The following is an 18881-nucleotide window of genomic DNA, read 5'->3' on the forward strand; positions in this document are numbered from 1 at the left end:
CAACCAAAGGATAATTCGTCCAAGACCAGCAAAGACCCACCGAACAGTGAGACCACACCAGCCCCGGGACGAGGTAATTGGCATCGATTTTTGACACGCTGTTGAGTTCTCAAGCATCGGACACACACCATCGACCAGCTCAAGGAACCGGCCTCCGGGGCTCATCCAGCCTAGTAGGGCCCGATGTCTTCGACCAAGTCGAGGACATCTTGTCTGACGGTCAGGGCTCACACGCCGTCCTCATGGGACGTCATGACCGAGGTGACTGCCCACCCGCGGGACCGGCCAACTTCGCTCTCGATCATGTCGATCGCGGTGGCGTCCGTTGCTCCCTGTCGGGCTGACGAAGAGAACATTACAGGGCTTCCGGCGAACCGCCAAAACGGCCCCGCGAGGCTGCTCCGGGCTCACCAGGCGAGCCCGCCACGCCGACCACCGTGGTGCCCCGATCGAGGCCCTCGACCCGGCCGGCCGGCGCTCCGTCGGGTTTGCGCGACGCGCTCTGCTGGGTAGGTGTCGGGAGACCGAACCCCGATCGAAGGAGCGCACATGTCTGACGACGCAAAGGCAGCCAAGGAGCTCGTGGAGACGCTGAAGGACGGCGAGCGCGGGTACGCCTCGTCCGCGGAGAAGCTGCGCGACAGCGACCGTGCCGAGTGGGCCGCCACCATGCAGCGCCTGTCGGAGCAGCGTGCCGGCTTCCGCCGCGAGATCGTCGAGATGGGCCACGAGTACGGCGACGACGTCGACAAGAGCGGCTCGGCCACTGCGGCCGTCCACCGCGGCTGGATCGCGCTCAAGGACGCCCTGACCGGTGACGACGCAGGCAGCGTCCTCGGTGCGGCCGTCACCGGCGAGGACCACGCGGTGTCCGAGTACGAGAAGGCCCTCGAGATGGACCTCAGCGACGGCTTCCGCCAGGTCGTGTCCCGCCAGCACGCAGCGGTCGTGGCGGCGCGCGACGAGGTCAAGGCCCTCCAGGTCGCCGACTGACCCCACCCGACGACAGGGCGAAGAGCCCCGCCGGCAGCCGAGCCGGCCAGCACCCCCACGGGAGCTGGCCGGCTCGTCCCGTCCTGCGGCACCTCAGAGGTCGTATGCCGCGTCGCCCGTCCCGCGGCCGTGGCTAGATACCCACCCCGGACCGTTGCGCCTCGATGCCCAGCAGGTGGTTCAGGCTCTCCATCACCTCACCCTTGGGGCCCTCACCCTCCGGCGGCCCCTCGAGGACGGTGTCCTGCTCGAGGACGTACCACCCGGCATACCCGGCGTCCTCGAGGGCGTTGACGATGGCCCGAACGTCGACGTCGCCGCGTCCGAGGGGCACGTACATCCCCGCCTTGACCGCCTCGGTGTAGGTGACCTCCCCGGACTGCACGCGGCGGGCCTGCTCGAGCCGGACGTCCTTGAGGTGGACGTGGGCGATGCGCTGCGGGTGCTCGCGGGCGAGCGCCACCGGGTCGGCCCCGCCGATGAGCAGGTGGCCGGTGTCGAGGCAGAGGCCGATCGACGACCCGTGGAGGACCCGCTCGACATCCGCTGCGCTCTCGACCATCGTGCCGACGTGCGGGTGCAGCGTCGGCGTGAGCCCGCGGGCCCGGACCGCCTCGGCGACGCGGTCGAGGTTGGCGAGCAGCGTGCCCCACGCGGCGTCGTCGAGCTCCGGTCGGCTGTCGTAGCCCTCCGCCCCGGTGGCGGCCGCGAGGACCACGGTCGAGGCGTCTGCCGCCACGAGGCCCTCGAGCGCGCGCTCGACCTCGGGCACCGGGTCGTGGTCGGCGTCGTGCAGGACCACGGGCACGAACTGGCCGACCGCCTGCAGGTCGTGCGCCCGCAGCGTCTCCGCCCTCTCCCGCGGGTCCTCCGGCAGGAAGCCGTCCGGGCCGAACTCCGTTGCCACCAGGCCGGACTCGGCCATCTCGGCCAGCACCGTGGGCGCGTCGTACTGCCAACCCCAGCCCGGGACCTCGCAGACGCCCCACGAGACCGGTGCCCCTGCCACGCGCTCGTCCAGGGGCGGGACGACATCGGGGTTGCCGGGGTGCGGGCTCCTGGGGCTCACTGCGACTGCGCCTCCTCGGGCGCGCCGGCGCCCCTCGATGCCGGGAGCCGTCGCCGCCGCGACGCCCAACGCCTGCAGCGGCAGCGAACCCCTTTGTCGCGCACGAGCCTAGACGAGATCGGTCGCCCGAACCCGAAGGAGCGTGCAGGCAGTCGACGTTCAGGCGATGGGCTTCAGCACGTCCAGGCCGAGGAAGGGGCGCAGCGCCTCCGGGACCCGCACCGAGCCGTCGGGCTGCTGGTGGTTCTCGAGGATCGCGACCAGCCAGCGGGTGGTACCGAGCGTGCCGTTGAGCGTCGCGACGGCACGGGTGCCCGAGCCGTTCGGGTCGCGCTCACGGGTGTTCAGTCGCCGGGCCTGGAACGTCGTGCAGTTCGACGTCGAGGTCAGCTCGCGGTACTTGCCCTGGGTCGGCACCCACGCCTCGCAGTCGAACTTGCGCGCGGCGGGGCCACCGAGGTCACCGGCGGCCGTGTCGATGATGCGGTAGGGCACGTCGATCTTGGCGAGCATCTCGCGCTCCCACCCGAGCAGGCGCTGGTGCTCGTCCTCCGCATCCTCGGGACGGCAGTAGCTGAACATCTCGACCTTGTGGAACTGGTGCACCCGGATGATGCCGCGGGTGTCCTTGCCGTGCGACCCGGCCTCGCGGCGGTAGCAGGCCGACCACCCGGCATACCGCTTCGGGCCGTCGCTCAGGTCGATGATCTCGTCCGAGTGGTAGCCGGCGAGCGCCACCTCCGAGGTGCCGGTCAGGTAGAGGTCGTCGGCCTCGAGGCGGTAGACCTCCTCGGCGTGCGCGTCCATGAAGCCCGCGCCGACCATGATCTCGGGCCGCGCGAGCGTCGGGGTGATCATCGGGGTGAAGCCGGCCGCGGTCGCCTGGGCGATCGCCATGTTGAGCAGGGCCAGCTCGAGCAGGGCCCCCACCCCGGTGAGGTAGTAGAAGCGCGCCCCGCCGACCTTCGCGCCGCGCTCCATGTCGATGGCACCCAGCTTCTCGCCGAGGGCCAGGTGGTCAAGCGGCTCGAAACCCTCGGCCGCGAAGTCCCTTGGCGTGCCGACGGTCTCGAGCACGACGTAGTCGTCCTCACCACCCACGGGGACGCCGTCGATGATGACGTTGCCGACCTTGCGCAGCAGGGCCTCGAGCTCGGCACCGGCCTCGTCGGCCGCCGCCTCGAGGGCCTTGACCTGCTCGCTGAGCCGCGCCGCGTGGGTGCGCGCCTCGTGCGCCACCTTCTCGAGGTGGTCGGCGTCGGCAGCGCCGGCCTTCTTCGCCTTCTGGAAGGCGCCCATCGCGGCACCGACCGACTTGCTGACCGTCTTCTGCTCGGCGCGCAGCGACTCGAACTCGCCCAGGGACGACCGACGGCGCTCGTCGGCGGCGAGGATCGCGTCCACGATCCCCGGGTCCTCTCCACGGGCCTGTTGCGAGGCGCGGACCCGATCGGGTTCGTCGCGCACGAGCTTGATGTCGATCACGCGGGCCAGCCTAACGGCGCCCGCACGGCGCCCACGACCGAGATCGCGACCACCCACCTCGAGCGAGCGCGCGACCACACTCGACCGGGGCGGGGCGCTCACTCGACTATTCGGGGTGGATCACCGCGTAGGCGGCCACCGCATCCGGGGGAAGGTCGCGGACGTCGACCTGCACCGGTCCGGGAGGAAGCCCGAGGTGCATCGTGCGCTGCACGTGGCCGTCGCACGGGAACGGGCGGGAGTAGATCGGGTCGCCATGGCCGTAGACGCCCGGGGCCGCGTCGTAGACGGCATAGCTCGTCCCCGTCGAGGGCGTGCCCGCCGTGCAGGCCGCCTCGACCGTGTAGGTGCGCTCGGACACCAACGGCTCCCCCGGCACGATGCGGAATGCCTTGGTCGCACCGTGCCTGCTCACCTCGACCCGGGCCACCTCGCCGGCGAAGCGCGGCGGAAGGCTCAGCGGCGGCGCCGGCTGAGGGTCGACAGGCGTGAACGACACCTCGGGCGTCCCGACGCGGACGGCCGTCACGACGCCGGTCGGCGCCACCGGCGGGGCACCACCGGTGCACCCGGACGCGGCCAGGAGCGCGGCCAGGACCACCGAGGGCAGGCCGACGACGCGCCCGAGCCGTCGCCACCACATGCCTTCGACTCTAGGTTCCCCGACCCCCGACCGGGTATGGCCCTTCCACACACGTCGAAGGGGCACACATGAGCGAGAGCACGCAGCCACGCGAGTCGATCGAGACCGCACCGAGCAGGGAGGCGGAGCTGGGCTCCCACACCGAGACGGGTGCGCCGGCACCGAGCGACCGCAACTCGCTGACGGTGGGCCCGGACGGGCCGATCCTGCTGCACGACCACCACTTCACCAACCAGATGGCGCACTTCAACCGCGAGCGCATCCCGGAGCGCAACGTGCACGCCAAGGGCTCGGGCGCGTTCGGGGTCTTCGAGACGACCGAGGACGTGTCGGCGTACACCAAGGCAGCGCTCTTCCAGAAGGGCGTCACGACCGAGATGCTCGCGCGCTTCTCGACGGTGGCCGGCGAGCAGGGCAGCCCGGACACGTGGCGCGACCCCCGCGGCTTCGCGCTGAAGTTCTACACGACCGAGGGCAACTACGACCTCGTCGGCAACAACACCCCGGTCTTCTTCATCCGCGACACGATGAAGTTCCCGCACTTCATCCGCAGCCAGAAGCGCCGCGGCGGCTCGGGCCTGCGCGACAACCACATGCAGTGGGACTTCTGGAGCCTCAACCCCGAGTCGGCCCACCAGGTCACCTACCTCATGGGCGACCGCGGCATCCCCAGGACGTTCCGGCACATGAACGGCTACGGCAGCCACACCTACCTGTGGATCAACGAGGCCGGCGAGAAGCACTGGGTGAAGTACCACTTCCACAGCAACCAGGGCGTCGAGGGCCTGACCGGCGCCGAGGCCGAGCGCATCGCCGGCCAGGACGCCGACCACCACCGCCGCGACCTCTACGAGGCCATCGAGGCGGGCAACTACCCGAGCTGGACGCTGTCGATCCAGGCGATGCCCTACGAGGACGCCAAGACCTACCACCTCAACCCGTTCGACCTGACGAAGGTGTGGCCGCACAGCGACTACCCGCTCATCACGGTCGGCACGATGACCCTCAACCGCAACCCCGACAACTTCTTCGCCCAGATCGAGCAGGCTGCCTTCGAGCCGTCCGCGATCGTCCCGGGCATCGGCTTCTCGCCGGACAAGATGCTGCTCGGGCGGGTCTTCGCCTACAGCGACACGCACCGCTACCGGATCGGCCCGAACTACCTGCAACTGCCCGTCAACCGTCCCCGCGTCGAGGGCCTCAACACGTACACGCAGGACGGGCCGATGGCCTACGACCACCGCGGCGACGCCCCGGTCTACGCCCCGAACAGCGAGGGCCGCGGCTACGCCGACAACGTCGGTGAGGTCGAGGAGGGCTGGGAGACCGACGGCGCCATGGTGCGCCAGGCCTACACGCTGCGCGAGGACGACGACGACTTCGGCCAGGCCGGGCGGCTCGTCCGCGAGGTCTGGGACGACGCGCAGCGCGAGGCCTTCACCGAGACTGTTGCCGGGCACCTGCTCGGCGGCGTGAAGTCGCCGGTGCTCGAGCGCGCCTTCGACTACTGGAAGCAGGTCGACGCCGAGACGGGCAAGCAGATCGAGGAGCTCGTCCGCGCCGGGCTCGGCGGCGAGAACCCCGGCGGGGACGCCGACGACGCCAAGGTCGTGCAGGAGCCCCTCGTCGAGTCGGACACCAACGCCGCGAGCTGACAAGGCTTCTCGCCCCACCACACGAAGAGGTATGCCGTGTGCCCCCGTCGGGCACACGGCATACCCCTCGTTCGTGGGGAGGTGCTACTTCACCTCGGCGCGGGTGAGGCGCCAGATGCCGACCGCGAGCGGTGCGACGACCCACACAGCGACCGAGGTGGCGAGGTGCGCCCACTGCGCTCCGGTCAGCGACCCCTGGAAGAGCGGGTTCATCGTCTGGTTCATGTCGAGCCACGTGGCGGCGTCGCGCAGCCACGCCACCAGCGAGCCGAGGATCGACCACGCGGTCGGCAGGACGAAGAAGACGACGACGGCGGCCGGCGTGTTCTTGAAGAGCATGCCGAAGCCGACACCTTGGGCGATGCCGAGCAGCACGTAGCCACCGGCGCCCAGGAGCACGAGCGCGTCCGTCGACCAGTTGCCGTCGATGCCGCGGAAGGTGATCGCGGCCTGGTGGGCCAGCGCCGCGAGCACGAGCGCCAGCGCGAAGGCGCAGACGCCGACGACGAGCGCCGACAGCAGCTTGGCCCAGGCGATGCGGATGCGGCGCGGCTCGAGGCCGAAGGTGACGAGGCCGGTGCGCTGGCTCCACTCCGACGTGACGGCGAGGATGCCGACGACGGGGAGGATGAGCGCCATCGGCATCGTCGTGGCCTGGAGGTACTCCCCGAACGCGTGCTGGCCGCCCTCGGTGAAGAACATGATCGTCAGGGCGATCGCGATGATCGCGCCGATGCCGATGAGCAGCCAGCGCCCGGCCCGGGTGTCGAGCATCTTGCGCAGCTCGACGTGGACGAGGCGGCCGAAGGGCACGCCGGTGGTGGGGCGCGGGCCGTCGATGCGGCTCGGGACCTTGGCATGGGTCGGCAGGGCCGACTCGGCGTTCTTGGAGACGGGCGCCCCGCTGGGCACCTGGGTCGTGGTCGTGGCGGTCATGCCGCCACCTCCTCTCGGGCGGCGTCGGCCGTGAGGTCGAGGAACATCTCCTCGAGACCCCGGCTGTCGGCGCCGCGCAGCTCGGTCAGGACGATCTGGTGGGCGACGGCGACGCGGCCGACGGCGATCGGCTCGGCCTCGACCTGCAGGCCGCCGGTGGGCGTGCGCTGGGCGACGATCGACTGCTCGGCGAGGGCCGCCATGAGAGCGTCGTCGTCGGTGGAGCGGGTGAACGTGCCGGCGCCGGCGAGCAGCTCGTCCTTGGTGCCGTGGGCGACGATCTTGCCGTGGCCGATGACGATGATCTCGTCGGCGACGCGCTCGATCTCGTTGAGCAGGTGCGAGCTGAGCAGCACCGTGCCGCCCTCGTTGGCGTAGCCGCGGAGCAGGTCGCGCATCCAGCGGATGCCGGCCGGGTCGAGGCCGTTGGCCGGCTCGTCGAGGATGAGCACCTCGGGGTCGCCGAGCAGGGCGTGGGCGATGCCCAGGCGCTGGCGCATGCCGAGGGAGTAGTTGCGCACCCGCCGGTTCGCCTCCTTCTCCGTCAGGCCGACGAGCTCGACCATCTCGTCGACGCGGTGCCTGCCGACGCCCATGAGGATGGCGCCGAGCGTCAGCACCTCGCGGCCGGTGCGGCCGGCGTGCTGGGCGGAGGCGTCGAGCAGCAGGCCGACATGGCGGCCCGGGTTCGGCAGGGCGGCATACGGCTTGCCCAGCACCGTGGCCCGCCCCGACGTGGCAGGGGTGAGGCCGGCCATGACGCGCATCGCGGTCGTCTTGCCGGCCCCGTTCGGCCCGAGGAAGCCGGTGACGAGGCCCGGCTTGACGTCGAAGGAGACGTCGTCGACGGCCGTGAACGGGCCGTAGCGCTTGGTGAGTCGTTCCACTGTGATCATGGGCTCCACCCTCCCGAAGCCGGGTGGGGTCGCACATCCGTCACAAGCCTGATTCCGACCCCTACCAAGGTCGTGTCCGACCCTGACCCGGGTCAGGGTCCCTGCTCGGGGTGGCCACTGTGGTCGGGTGCGAGAGCAGACCTTGGTCGTATGCCGTCCCGCCCGGTCCGCGCCTAGGCTGGCGGGGTGCCGCTGCCCCGGATCGCCCGCACCCGACGCGGGCACGTGTGGGGCGAGAGCTGGCGGCTCGGGCTGTCCTTCCTCTTCGGGCTCGCGATCTGGGGCTCGGTGCAGGCGCAGCTCGACCAGCGGCACCTCGACCCGACCTTCGGCAGGGGCTGGCTTCTCGTCGACCTCGCGATCGGGCTCGGCTCGGCCGTGCTGCTGCTGTGGCGGCGCCGCCGGCCGCTCGCCGTGGCCCTGGCCACGGCGCTGCTCTCGGGCCTGTCCTCGGTCGCCGTCGGCCCGTCGGTGCTCGCTCTCGTCTCCTTGTCGACGCGGCGCCGCTGGCGCGAGATCGCCGTCGTCGCCGTGCCCTGGATGCTCGCCGGCTGGGGACACGCGTTCGTCTATCCCACCGAGGACCAGGCGATCACGCTGCCCAACGTCATCATCGGCCTGCTCAGCTATGCCGTGAGCGTCGCCATCGGCTGGGCCATCGGCGAGCGCCGCGCCTTCGTCGCCTCGCTGCACGAGCGGGCGCTCACGGCAGAGCGCGAGCAGGCGATGCGCGTCGTCCAGGCCAAGGTGGCCGAGCGGGCCCGCATCGCGCGCGAGATGCACGACGTCCTGGCGCACCGGATCTCCTTGGTGGCCATGCACTCCGGCGCCCTCGCCTACCGCACCGACCTCACACCCGAGCAGGTCTCGGAGACGGCCGAGGTCATCCGCGAGAGCGCCAACCAAGCCCTGACCGAGCTGCGCACCGTGCTCGGGGTGCTCCGCGACGTGCCCGGCGTCGACGCGCCGGCGGACGGCTCGCCCGAGCCACCGCAACCGACGTTGGACGACCTCGACACCCTCGCGGACGAGGCCCGGTCCGGAGGCACGACGGTCTCGCTCGACCGCTCCGGCACCCTCGAGGCCGTGCCCGAGCAGGTGTCGCGCAGCGCCTACCGCATCGTCCAGGAGGGCCTGACCAACGCCCGCAAGCACGCCCCCGGGGCATCCGTCCGCGTCAGCGTGGCGACGTCCGCCGACGCTGGCCTCGACGACGAGACGGTCCGGATCACGGTGCGCAACAGCGTCCCCCGCGCGCGCACCGACGCAGCGGACGGCATACGCCCCGACGTCACGGTCGGGTCAGGGCTGGGACTGCTCGGGCTCACCGAGCGGGCCGTCCTCGCCGGTGGCGAGCTGACCTACGGCCCCGACCGGGCCGGCGACTTCGTCCTCACCGCTCGGCTACCGTGGTCGCGATGAGCGGGGAGCAGCGGTGTACGCGTGTGGCGATCGTCGACGACGACGCGCTGGTCCGTGCGGGCCTGAGGATGATCCTCGGGGGTGCGACCGACCTAGAGGTCGTGGCCGAGGCCGGTGACGGGCTCGAGGCCGAGCGCGTGGTCCATGAGCACCGTCCCGACGTCGTGCTCATGGACATCCGGATGCCGCGTCGCGACGGCCTCGAGACGACGAGATCCCTTCTGGCCGAAGAGGCCCGGGCCGTCCGCGACGCTCGCGGTGACGACCTCAAGGTCATCGTCCTGACGACCTTCGACGCCGACGACATGGTCGTGCAGGCGCTGCGGGCCGGCGCGCACGGCTTCCTGCTCAAGGACACCGAGCCCCGAAGGCTCGTCGAGGCGGTGCGTCTCGTCGCCGCCGGTGAGCCGATCCTCTCCCCCAGCGTCACCGCGGCCCTCATCACCCACGTCGCCACCGGCGGAGGCGCCGACGTGGAGGGACACCGCCGCCGGTCCGAGGCGGAGACCCGCCTCGCCACCCTGACCGACCGCGAGCGCGAGGTCGCGCACGCCATCGGCCGCGGGCTGTCCAACGCCGACATCTCGCGCGAGCTCCACCTGTCGGTCCCGACCGTGAAGGCACACGTCTCGCGCGTGCTCGACAAGCTCGGCGCCGACAACCGGGTGCAGATCGCCATCGTCGTCCACGACGCCGGCCTCACCTGAGCCCGACCCCAACGGCGCCATGGCGCACTTCCCGCCCCGAACCGCGCCGGAACCCGACCCCGAACCGCGCCAGGGCGCACTTCGCGCGCACGGGTGCGCACGGAAAAGGGGTGGACGGCAGGCGCGCCCGCCCCTAACCTCTCTCCCGTGTGGATCTCCTGATGCTCCGAGCCAGCCCGCGCGCTGACCCGTCGACGACACGCCGCTGAGCGTCCGACGTCACCGCCGGGGCCCTGCCGACCATCCAGGACCTCTCATGTCTTCCACACTGACCATCACCGGGCTCGACGTCGCCTTCGGCGCGCGCACCCTCTTCTCCGGCCTCGACCTCACGCTCGCCGACGGCGACGTGACGGCCGTCGTGGGCCCCAACGGCTCGGGCAAGTCGACGCTGATGCGCACCATCGTCGGCGAGCTCCCCGTGGAGGCCGGCTCGATGCGGCTCGCCCCGCGCGACGCGACCATCGGCTGGCTGCCGCAGGTTGTGCCCGACGCGGACGAGACGCTCGTCGCGTACGCGCGTCGGCGCACGGGTGTCACGGCTGCCGACGCGGAGCTCGAGGCGGCGTCCGCGGCGCTCGCAGAGGGAGCCGACGGCAGCGAGGACCGCTACGCCGTGGCGCTCGAGCGCTGGCTGGCCCTGGGGGCTGCCGACCTCGACGAGCGGCTCCCCGAGGTCGCCGCCCGGGTGGGCCTCGACGTGGCACCCGACCGGCCGCTCGGGACGCTGTCCGGTGGCCAGGCCGCCCGCGCCTGCCTCGTCGCGGTGCTGCTCAGCCAGTACGACGTGCTCCTGCTCGACGAGCCGACGAACAACCTGGACGCGCGCGGGCTCGCCCTCATGGCCGAGTTCGTGCGCGGGCACGAGGGGCCCGTCCTCATCGCGAGCCACGACCGGACGTTCCTCGACGCGGTGACCACGAGCGTCGTCGAGCTCGACGTCAAGCAGCAGCGTATCGGCCACTACACCGGCGGCTGGAGCGACTACGTCGCCCAGCGCGAGCTGGCGCGGGCGCACGCGTGGCAGGCGTACGAGGGGTATGCCGCCGAGCGCGACTCGCTGCTCGCCCAGTCCCGGCAGCGCCAGGGCTGGGCCGAGAAGGGGCGGCGCAACGTCGCCCTGGGCGGTGAGCCGGACAAGCACATCCGCGAGAAGCACAGGGCCCGCGCCGACCGCCAGGCCGCCAAGGGGGCCAGGCTCGAGCGGGCCGCCGACCGCCTGGCGACCGTCGAGCAGCCGCGCAAGGAGTGGCAGCTGCGCTACGCCATCACCGAGGGGCGGCCGTCGGCCGACGTCGTGGCGACCCTCTCGGAGGCGGTCGTGGAGCGCCACGGCTTCCGGCTCGGCCCGGTCAGCCTCGTCGTGGGGCGCGGTGACCGCATCGCGCTCGTCGGCGACAACGGCTCGGGCAAGACCACCCTGCTCGGGGCGCTGCTCGGCGACCTGCCGCTCGCCTCCGGCCGGCAGGCCCTCGGCACCCGGGTCGCGGTCGGCGTGCTCGACCAGCGCCGGCACCTGCTCGACGACGACGCGCCAGTCCTCGAGGTCGTACGCCGTGAGCTCGGCACCGACCCGAGGACGGGTCGCGAGTGGCCGGTCGCCGACGTGCGCACGCTGCTGGCCAAGTTCGGGCTCGGCTCGGAGCACGTGTCACGTCCGGCGCGGAGCCTGTCGATGGGCGAGCGGACCCGTGCCCTCATGGCCCTGTTCCAGGGACGCGAGGTCAACGTCCTCGTACTCGACGAGCCGACCAACCACCTCGACGTCGACGCGATCGAGCAGCTCGAGGCCGCCGTGGCGGCCTTCGGGGGGACGGTGCTCGTGGTCAGCCACGACGAGAGCCTGCTGGACGGCATACGGCTCACCCACCGGTGGGTCGTGCGCCGCGGGCACGTGCGGGTCGAGGCGCTCTGAAGCGCCCGACACGCCTACGGCACACTCGGACCCGTGACTGCACACAGGGGAGCACAGGTCCGTCGCGTCGTCGACACGTTCCGTCGCGACGGCAGGGTGGAGGTCCGGTTCAGCCGGTCGATGGTGGGGGTGTACCTCGTGCTGGGAGTGGGGCTGCTGGCGGCGGGCCTCGCACTCATCGGCATGGTCCTCGGAGTCGTCTCGCCCGGCACCGGCACGGTGGAGGGCGGTGACGCCGTCATGGGCTCCGTCTTCGCCCTCGTCGGCCTCTTCATCCTCGGTCTGGGCATCGGGCAGGCCCGACCGTCCGGACCGCCCGTGGTCGCCGACGCCGAGGGCGTGCACGTCCAGGGCAAGTGCGTCCCGTGGTCGGTCATCTCGGGCTTCGGCACCAGCCTGCAGGGCAACCGCCTGGACAAGAGCCACCTCGTGGCGACGATCCTCGTCGACGAGTCGACCGTCGACGCGTGGGTCGCGCAGCGCCGGAGCGCCGGGGGCCGACGTTCGCGCCTCTACGCCCCGGGGATCATCGGGAGCGAGGGCATCTGCCTGCCCTACAACCTCGCCGTGAACGCCGAGCCGCTCAGCAAGGCCTTGGAGACGATCCGGGCCGACGTCACCACCCGCGCCTGACGCAGAGGCGCAACGGCGTCCTCCGCCATCCGCTGGCGTCGGCAGCGGTGATGGGAGCCACCGGACGCCGTCAGCGGGCCACGCTGCGGGTCCGGAACCAGCGCCAGCCCGCGGTGACGAGGACGGCACCCACGATCGAGCCGAGGATGCCGCTGGGGCGCAGCTGGAGGCCGTCGCCCGAGAGGAGGCTCGCGATGAGCCCACCGACGAACGAGCCGACGAGCCCTGCGACGAACGCCATCGTCCAGTCGATGCCCTTGCCCTTGCGGCCCAGGATGAGCTGGGCGGCGGCCCCGACGAGCATCCCGAACAGGATCATGCCGAGAATGAGCATGCTCCGAGCATAGGACCGGGATGCCGTCGCGGTCAGGGGTTCGGCCGAGCCCAGAGCCCCCGCAGGCCGGCGATCTGCGGCACGCTGGTCGCATGCCTGCCACGACGGTCGTCCTCTTCGGCGCCACCGGTGACCTCGCGCGTCGCAAGCTGCTCCCCGGCATGCTCCACCTGCACGAGTCGAAGCTGCTCGCCGGGCTGCGCGTCGTCGCGACCTCGCTCGACGAGCTGAGCCGCGACGAGTTCCTCGACGTCGTCTTCGCGTCGGTGCGCGAGCACAGCAGCCACGACGTCAGCGACGACGACCTCAAGGAGTTCGCCGACCGCATCCACTGGGTGCCGGGAAGCGCTGGACCGCAAGGGATCCGGGCGGCCGTCGACGAGTCGGAGGCGATCCTCGGCGACGACTCGCGGCGCCTCCACTACCTCTCAGTGCCACCGAAGGCAGCGCTGACGGTCGTGCACGAGCTGGCCGAGGCGGGGCTGGTCGAGCGCAGCCGCATCATCATGGAGAAGCCCTTCGGCACCGACCTCGAGAGCGCCCGCGCGCTCAACGCCGAGCTGCACCAGGTCTTCTCGGAGGAGCAGATCTTCCGCATCGACCACTTCCTCGGCAAGGAGCCGGCGCAGAACATCCTCGCCTTCCGCTTCGCCAACGGCCTCTTCGAGCCGATCTGGCACCGCAACCACATCGACCACATCCAGATCGACGTGCCCGAGACGCTCGGCCTCTCCCAGCGCGCCGACTTCTACGAGGGCACCGGCGCCTACCGCGACATGGTGGTGACGCACCTCTTCCAGGTGCTGGCCTTCACCGCGATGGAGCCGCCGACGGCGCTGGAGCCGGCTGCGATCAGCGAGGAGAAGAACAAAGTCTTCCGCTCGATGGCGACGATCGAGCCGCACGACGTCGTCCGCGGCCAGTACGTCGGCTACCGAGACGAGCCGGGAGTGGATCCGGAGAGCCAGACCGAGACGTTCGTGGCGCTCAAGTGCTTCGTCGACAACTGGCGCTGGGCGGGCGTGCCGTTCTACCTGCGCACCGGCAAGCGCCTGGCCGAGGGCGCGCGGATCATCTCGATCGCCTTCAAGGAGCCGCCGCGCTCGATGTTCCCGGCCGCCTCGGGTGTCGGTGACAACGGCCCCGACCACCTGACCTTCGACCTCGCCGACAAGGCGCGGATGTCCCTGTCGTTCTACGGCAAGCGGCCGGGACCGGGCATGAGGCTCGACAAGCTCTCGATGCAGTTCTCGATGCAGGAGACCCACTGGGCCGGCGCCGTCCTCGAGGCGTACGAGCGGCTCGTCTACGACGCCGCCCGCGGCGACCGCACCCTCTTCACCTCCGCCGAGGGCATCGAGCGCCTCTGGGAGATCAGCCAGCCGCTGCTCGACAACCCGCCCCCGGTCCGCCCCTACGAGCCGGGAACGTGGGGCCCCAACCAGATCCACCAGCTCGTGGCGCCCTACACGTGGCGCCTGCCGTTCGAGCGCCGCTGGCGCGACCCCAACGTCATGGGGGCCTGACCCGCGCCGAGGACGTATGCCGCGTGGCACCGTCCGCTCAGCCCTGGCGGTCGACCGTGTCGTGGCGGACGAAACCCAGGAAGCGCGTGCCCTGGTAGGTCAGGAGTCCCTGGACGCCTTCGGTGAGGTCGGCCATGTACTGCCCCCGGATCTGCAGCTCGAGACGCTCGCCCGACGGCTCCTCGAACGTGACCATGTACGTCGACGGGTCCACGCCCGCTCGTCGGCGCCGGGCCACCCGCTTGCGGCTGGAGACCACCATCGCGTCGACGCGGACCACCGGCGCCGCCTCGTTGGCACGCCACTGCAGGAAGAGCTCGCCTGAGCCCATGACGAGGAGCAGGACCCCCAGGAGCCAGATGAGCCGGAACACGACGTACGCGATGAGCCCGACGAGCCCGACGGTGCTGCCCATCACGCCTCCGACCTCGGGCTCACCGGCCCACCTGCCTCAACGGATCCCGTCCACCGTGCCCTGGCGGGTGAAGCCCTTGTAACGCGATCCCTGGTGGATGAGATGGCCGCGGTCACCCTCGGTGAGCTGGCCGTAGTCGCGGCCCCGCACCTGCAGCTCGCGCCGCTCGCCGGACGGCTCCTCGAACGTCACGAAGTACGAGGTGCTCGTGCTGGTGGCCACGGTTGCTGCGGCCATCGGTGCGCCGGCGCTTCCGTCGGCAGGGCCGGCGACGGGGCCACCGATGGGCCGGGTGCTGCGGCGCACGTCGGTGCGGCGGGAGACCACCATCGCATCGATGCTGCGCAGCGGTGCGGCCTGGTCCGCCCGCCACCGCGAGAAGAGCTTGACCGCGGTGAACACGAACGTGCCGACGACCACCGTCGCGACGACCCCGAAGAAGACGAGGAACATGGTCGGCGGCCCTGTCATCGCCTGGTCGAAGGGGCCGAACTCGTCGGTGACCATCGCAGACCTCTGTGTCTCGAAGGGGTGAGGACCGCAGTATGACGGCGGCCCGGCGCCCAGGGTTGCACCATCGGGAGACCGGCGCGGCTCCGGCTCGGTCCCAGCGCGGCTCCGGCTCGGTTCTACCGCGAAGCGAGCGTGAGGACCTCGGCACCGTCGTCGGTGATCGCGATCGTGTGCTCGCTGTGGGCGGTCCGGCAACCGGTGGCACTGCGCAGCGTCCACCCGTCCTCCGCCGTGACCAGCTCGTCGGTGTCGGCCATCACCCACGGCTCCAGCGCCAGCAGCAGACCCGGCCGCAGCCGGTAGCCTCGGCCGGGCCGACCGGTGTTGGGCACGTGCGGCTCCTGGTGCATGGTCGAGCCGATGCCGTGGCCGCCGAACTCGGTGTTGACGGGGTATCCCGCCCCCGAGAGCACCGAGCCGATGGCGTGCGAGATGTCGCCGAGTCGGCCACCGGGGCCGGCCGCGGCGATCCCCGCCGCCAGGGCGCGCTCGGTCGTCTCGATGAGCGCCACGCTCCCGGCCGGCCTCGATTCACCGACGACGAAGCTGAGGGCCGAGTCGGCCGCGATGCCGCCCAGCGAAACCGCCAGGTCGAGCGAGACCAGGTCGCCGTCGGCGAGGGCGTAGTCGTGGGGCAGCCCGTGGAGCACGGCGTCGTTGACCGACGTGCAGATGTAGTGGCCGAACGGCCCGCGCCCGAAGGACGGCGCGTAGTCGACGTAGCAGGACTGCGCGCCCGCCTCGACGATCATGTCCTTGGCCCACCGGTCGATCTCGAGCAGGTTGGTCCCCACGGCGCAGCGCGCACGCAGGGTGCTCAGGATCTCGGCGACGAGCCCTCCGGCCGCCCTGGCTCGTCGCAGCTCGTCGGCGTTCAGGATCTCGATCACGCCGCCCCTCCCTCATTGCCCGATGGCCGTTCCGGCCCCGTCGATGCCATCGCCGGCATCACGCTCACTCGCCGGGGTAGATGACCCCGACCTGCCGGCGTACGTCGTCCATCGTCTCCATGACGCGCAGCGTCGTTGCGTGCGGCATCAGCGGCGACTCGGTCTCGCCTGCGACGAGGCAGCGGGCGAACTCCGCTGCCTCGTAGGAGAACCCACGCACGTCGTCGCCCAGGCCGCCGGGCCGTTCGTCGATGGTCTCGTTGTGCCGGTCGACCAGGCGGATCGTCGACCCGGCGCCGTAGAAGGCGCCCGAGAGTTCGAGCCGCGCCTCGGTGCCGGCGACCACGGCGGTGCAGGGGGTGACCCCGGCCATCGTGCACGACAGCAGGCCCTGCGCTCCCCCGTCACCGCTGACCGTGACCGTCGTGGTCGCGTCGACCCCGAGCGGCGTCAGGGTGCCGTGGGCCGACACCGACGACGGCGCGCCGAGCACGAGGTCGGCGAACGAGACCGGGTAGACGCCGAGGTCGAGCAGCGCGCCACCGGCGAGCTCGGGCTGGGACAGGCGCGCCGGACCGTCGGGGTAGAGGCGCTGCCCGTGGTCGGCGAAGACCGTCACGAGCTCGCCGATGAGGCCGGTCTCGACGACGTGGCGCACGACGTCGTAGTGCGGCAGGAACCGGCTCCACATCGCCTCGACGACGAGCAGTCCCCGCTCGGCGGCGGCCGCGAGCACCTCGCGTGCCTGCGCCGCGCTGCGCGTGAACGCCTTCTCCACGAGCACCGGCTTGCCCGCCTCGATCGCCAGCAGCGCGTGGTCGCGGTGCTCCGAGTGCGGCGAGGCGACGTAGACGGCGTCGACCTCGGGATCCGCGACGAGGTCCTCGTAGGAGCCGTGCGCCCGCGGGATGCCGAACTCGTCGGCGAAGTCCTTGGCCCGCTCGAGGCTGCGGGAGCCGACCGCGACGACCGAGGACGCCGTGCCGACCGCGACCGCGTCGGCGAAGGCGTGCGCGATGCCGCCGGGGGCGAGGATGCCCCATCGGATGGCCGGTGCGTCGTGCGGGTCGGGGGTGCGCGCCTCGGGCAGCCGGAGCGGCACGTCGATGGGCAGGGTCATGCGGTCACATCCCAGAGGTGGTGGCGGACGTCGTGGACGAAGTAGAGCGCGAGCGTGCGGGCCGTGAAGCGGGAGCCGTTGCTGCGCAGCGCCGGCCACTCCCACTGCGTACCCGAAGGGCGGCCGTATGCCGTCGCGGCCCTCTCGCAGGCATCGGCGACCTCGCGCGCCACGACCTCGGGATCGGTGCGCCAGTACTGCCGCTCCACCGCGGTCGCGTCCTGGTCCCAGTCGGCGAAGGTGACGAGCTCGCCGCCACCCGCGATGATCTGCTCGAGCCGGCCGGTCATGACGTCGCAGACGTCGCGCACGTGGCACGCGTACTCCAGCGGTGACCACACCCCGTCGGCGGGGCGGGAGCGCACGTCGTCACGGCCGAGGCGGACGGCATACCGGTGGGCGGCCTCGCGCATCAGGGCCGGGATGTCGCCCGGCTCGACGGCGGCGGCGTCGAAGCCGCAGTCGGGGCACGGGCGGGTGAGGACCCACGTCCAGTCCGCGTCGTCGGGCGTGGAGGGTCCCGGGTCGGTGATCGGCTCGCTCATGCGCTCACCCTAGGGCGGCCACCCGACGCGACGACGGCCGTTCGGGAGGCGTTCAGGCTCGGGATACCGTATGTCTTCGTGCTCAAGGACTACCTGCCGTGGATCATCGCCGGCCTCGTCGTGCTGGCGCTGGTCGTGGCAGGCGTGGTCCTCACCCGGGTGGCGCCCGAGGCGACGGCGACCCTGCGGCGCCGCCCCCGGCCGCCGCGCGACCACTTCCGTGACGGCGACGACCCCCCGGCGCCGCTCAAGCGAGCCGGCGTCGTCATCAACCCGACGAAGTTCACCGACCTCGTGGCGGTCGAGCAGCGGATCACCGCGGCCTGCCTCGCGAACGGCTGGGGCGAGCCGCTCTTCTACGAGACGACGGTCGAGGACCCCGGCACCGGCCAGGCGGCCCAGGCGGTCCGCGACGGCGTCGACCTCGTGTGCACCCTCGGCGGCGACGGCACCGTCCGCAACGTCGCGAGCGCCCTCATCGGCACCGAGACGGCCCTCGGCATCCTGCCCGCCGGCACCGGCAACCTGCTGGCCCGCAACCTCGACCTCCCCGTGGCGCTGGAGATGGCCGTCACCGTCGCCCTGACCGGGCGCAACCGGCGCATCGACGTCGGCGAGCTCGTCATCGGCGCGGCACCCATGGACGAGGCCCCCGACGAGTCCGGCGCGCCGCACACGCACCAGTTCCTCGTCATGAGCGGCATCGGCATGGACGCACAGATCATGGCCGGCACCAACGAGAACCTCAAGGCGAAGGTCGGCTGGCCGGCCTACATGGTCTCCGGGCTCAAGCACCTCGTCTCGCCGGAGTTCCGCATCTCGGTCAAGGTCGACGACGAGCTCGAGTTCCGCCGCCGCGCGCGCATGGTCGTCATCGGCAACTGCGGGCGCCTCCTCGGCGGCCTCGTGCTCATGCCGAACGCCCGGGTCGACGACGGGCAGCTCGACACCGTCATCGCCTCGCCCCGAGGCGTCGTGGGCTGGGTGCCCGTCGCCACCCGGGTCGCGACGCGCCGGCGCAAGGGCCACCCGACGCTGGACCACAAGGTGTCCAGGGAGGTCCGCGTGCGCACCGACCGCCCCGTCCCCGTCCAGATCGACGGCGACGTCATCGGCGAGGCGACCGAGGTCAGCGCCACCGTCCGGCCCGGCTGCCTCACGGTCCGCGTCAGCCAGTAGCCGTG

General features: G+C 71.9%; 19 protein-coding genes. 8 read left to right on the forward strand and 11 right to left on the reverse strand.

The genetic code is table 11. From position 1 onward, the window contains the following. Positions 1 to 549: 549 nt before the first annotated feature. Entirely contained in the window at positions 550 to 993 is a 444-nt protein-coding gene (locus tag ABD241_RS07195; protein ID WP_344059950.1) for a PA2169 family four-helix-bundle protein, read from the forward strand. 133 nt (positions 994 to 1126) lie between these two features. Here the strand turns inward: ABD241_RS07195 and ABD241_RS07200 are convergent, their stop codons facing one another. The 3 genes from ABD241_RS07200 to ABD241_RS07210 form a co-directional block, all read right to left on the reverse strand. After that, positions 1127 to 2062: a TIM barrel protein gene (locus tag ABD241_RS07200; protein WP_344059952.1), complete on the reverse strand. Its 936-nt coding sequence runs from the start codon at positions 2060 to 2062 to the stop codon at positions 1127 to 1129. Between the two features lie 159 nt (positions 2063 to 2221). After that, positions 2222 to 3547, reverse strand: a complete 1326-nt coding sequence (serS, locus tag ABD241_RS07205; RefSeq protein WP_344059954.1) for a serine--tRNA ligase — start codon at positions 3545 to 3547, stop codon at positions 2222 to 2224. 106 nt (positions 3548 to 3653) lie between these two features. After that, positions 3654 to 4190 carry a hypothetical protein gene (locus ABD241_RS07210; protein WP_344059956.1) on the reverse strand — a complete coding sequence of 179 codons (537 nt, stop codon included), beginning with the start codon at positions 4188 to 4190 and terminating at the stop codon, positions 3654 to 3656. A gap of 68 nt (positions 4191 to 4258) precedes the next feature. Here ABD241_RS07210 and ABD241_RS07215 point away from each other — a divergent pair, with 68 nt between their 5' ends. Continuing rightward, entirely contained in the window at positions 4259 to 5845 is a 1587-nt protein-coding gene (locus ABD241_RS07215) for a catalase (protein WP_344059958.1), read from the forward strand. A gap of 84 nt (positions 5846 to 5929) precedes the next feature. On the opposite strand, the gene ABD241_RS07220 is transcribed toward ABD241_RS07215, so the two are convergent. Together ABD241_RS07220 and ABD241_RS07225 are read right to left on the reverse strand one after the other, a co-directional pair. Next, complete coding sequence (locus ABD241_RS07220; RefSeq protein WP_344059960.1) at positions 5930 to 6781, reverse strand: ABC transporter permease; 852 nt, start codon at positions 6779 to 6781, stop codon at positions 5930 to 5932. Then, positions 6778 to 7677 (reverse strand): ABC transporter ATP-binding protein, encoded by a 900-nt coding sequence (locus ABD241_RS07225; protein ID WP_344059962.1) that lies wholly within the window; start codon positions 7675 to 7677, stop codon positions 6778 to 6780. The genes ABD241_RS07220 and ABD241_RS07225 overlap by 4 nt, the downstream gene beginning before the upstream one ends. A 186-nt stretch (positions 7678 to 7863) precedes the next feature. Here ABD241_RS07225 and ABD241_RS07230 point away from each other — a divergent pair, with 186 nt between their 5' ends. The 4 genes from ABD241_RS07230 to ABD241_RS07245 all read left to right on the forward strand — a co-directional run bounded on the left by ABD241_RS07230 (position 7864) and on the right by ABD241_RS07245 (position 12354). Further along, positions 7864 to 9099, forward strand: a complete 1236-nt coding sequence (locus ABD241_RS07230; RefSeq protein WP_344059964.1) for a sensor histidine kinase — start codon at positions 7864 to 7866, stop codon at positions 9097 to 9099. Beyond that, positions 9096 to 9806, forward strand: a complete 711-nt coding sequence (locus tag ABD241_RS07235) for a response regulator (protein ID WP_344059966.1) — start codon at positions 9096 to 9098, stop codon at positions 9804 to 9806. The genes ABD241_RS07230 and ABD241_RS07235 overlap by 4 nt, the downstream gene beginning before the upstream one ends. Positions 9807 to 10062: 256 nt before the next feature. Continuing rightward, positions 10063 to 11721: an ABC-F family ATP-binding cassette domain-containing protein gene (locus tag ABD241_RS07240; RefSeq protein ID WP_344059968.1), complete on the forward strand. Its 1659-nt coding sequence runs from the start codon at positions 10063 to 10065 to the stop codon at positions 11719 to 11721. A gap of 33 nt (positions 11722 to 11754) precedes the next feature. Beyond that, on the forward strand, positions 11755 to 12354 hold the full coding sequence (locus ABD241_RS07245) for a hypothetical protein (RefSeq protein ID WP_344059970.1): 600 nt from the start codon (positions 11755 to 11757) through the stop codon (positions 12352 to 12354). Positions 12355 to 12424: 70 nt separating this feature from the next. On the opposite strand, the gene ABD241_RS07250 is transcribed toward ABD241_RS07245, so the two are convergent. After that, positions 12425 to 12688: a GlsB/YeaQ/YmgE family stress response membrane protein gene (locus tag ABD241_RS07250; protein WP_344059972.1), complete on the reverse strand. Its 264-nt coding sequence runs from the start codon at positions 12686 to 12688 to the stop codon at positions 12425 to 12427. A gap of 92 nt (positions 12689 to 12780) precedes the next feature. Here ABD241_RS07250 and zwf point away from each other — a divergent pair, with 92 nt between their 5' ends. Beyond that, on the forward strand, positions 12781 to 14214 hold the full coding sequence (gene zwf, locus ABD241_RS07255) for a glucose-6-phosphate dehydrogenase (RefSeq protein ID WP_344059975.1): 1434 nt from the start codon (positions 12781 to 12783) through the stop codon (positions 14212 to 14214). 37 nt (positions 14215 to 14251) lie between these two features. On the opposite strand, the gene ABD241_RS07260 is transcribed toward zwf, so the two are convergent. The 5 genes from ABD241_RS07260 to ABD241_RS07280 form a co-directional block, all read right to left on the reverse strand. Next, complete coding sequence (locus ABD241_RS07260; RefSeq protein WP_344060028.1) at positions 14252 to 14629, reverse strand: DUF2500 domain-containing protein; 378 nt, start codon at positions 14627 to 14629, stop codon at positions 14252 to 14254. A gap of 36 nt (positions 14630 to 14665) precedes the next feature. Then, on the reverse strand, positions 14666 to 15136 hold the full coding sequence (locus ABD241_RS07265) for a DUF2500 domain-containing protein (RefSeq protein WP_344059977.1): 471 nt from the start codon (positions 15134 to 15136) through the stop codon (positions 14666 to 14668). 122 nt (positions 15137 to 15258) lie between these two features. Further along, positions 15259 to 16032 (reverse strand): type I methionyl aminopeptidase, encoded by a 774-nt coding sequence (map, locus tag ABD241_RS07270; protein ID WP_344059979.1) that lies wholly within the window; start codon positions 16030 to 16032, stop codon positions 15259 to 15261. A gap of 64 nt (positions 16033 to 16096) precedes the next feature. Next, a complete protein-coding gene (locus tag ABD241_RS07275; RefSeq protein ID WP_344059981.1) occupies positions 16097 to 17152 on the reverse strand; it encodes a Gfo/Idh/MocA family protein in 1056 nt (351 codons plus the stop codon). Beyond that, positions 17149 to 17697: a DinB family protein gene (locus ABD241_RS07280; RefSeq protein ID WP_344059983.1), complete on the reverse strand. Its 549-nt coding sequence runs from the start codon at positions 17695 to 17697 to the stop codon at positions 17149 to 17151. Before ABD241_RS07280 ends, ABD241_RS07275 begins: the two co-directional genes overlap by 4 nt. 78 nt (positions 17698 to 17775) lie before the next feature. On the opposite strand from ABD241_RS07280, the gene ABD241_RS07285 reads away from it, so the two are divergent. Then, entirely contained in the window at positions 17776 to 18876 is a 1101-nt protein-coding gene (locus ABD241_RS07285) for a diacylglycerol/lipid kinase family protein (RefSeq protein ID WP_344059985.1), read from the forward strand. The last annotated feature ends 5 nt before the right edge of the window (positions 18877 to 18881 follow it).

This window comes from Terrabacter lapilli, from assembly GCF_039531305.1.
Taxonomy (GTDB): Bacteria; Actinomycetota; Actinomycetes; order Actinomycetales; family Dermatophilaceae; genus Terrabacter; species Terrabacter lapilli.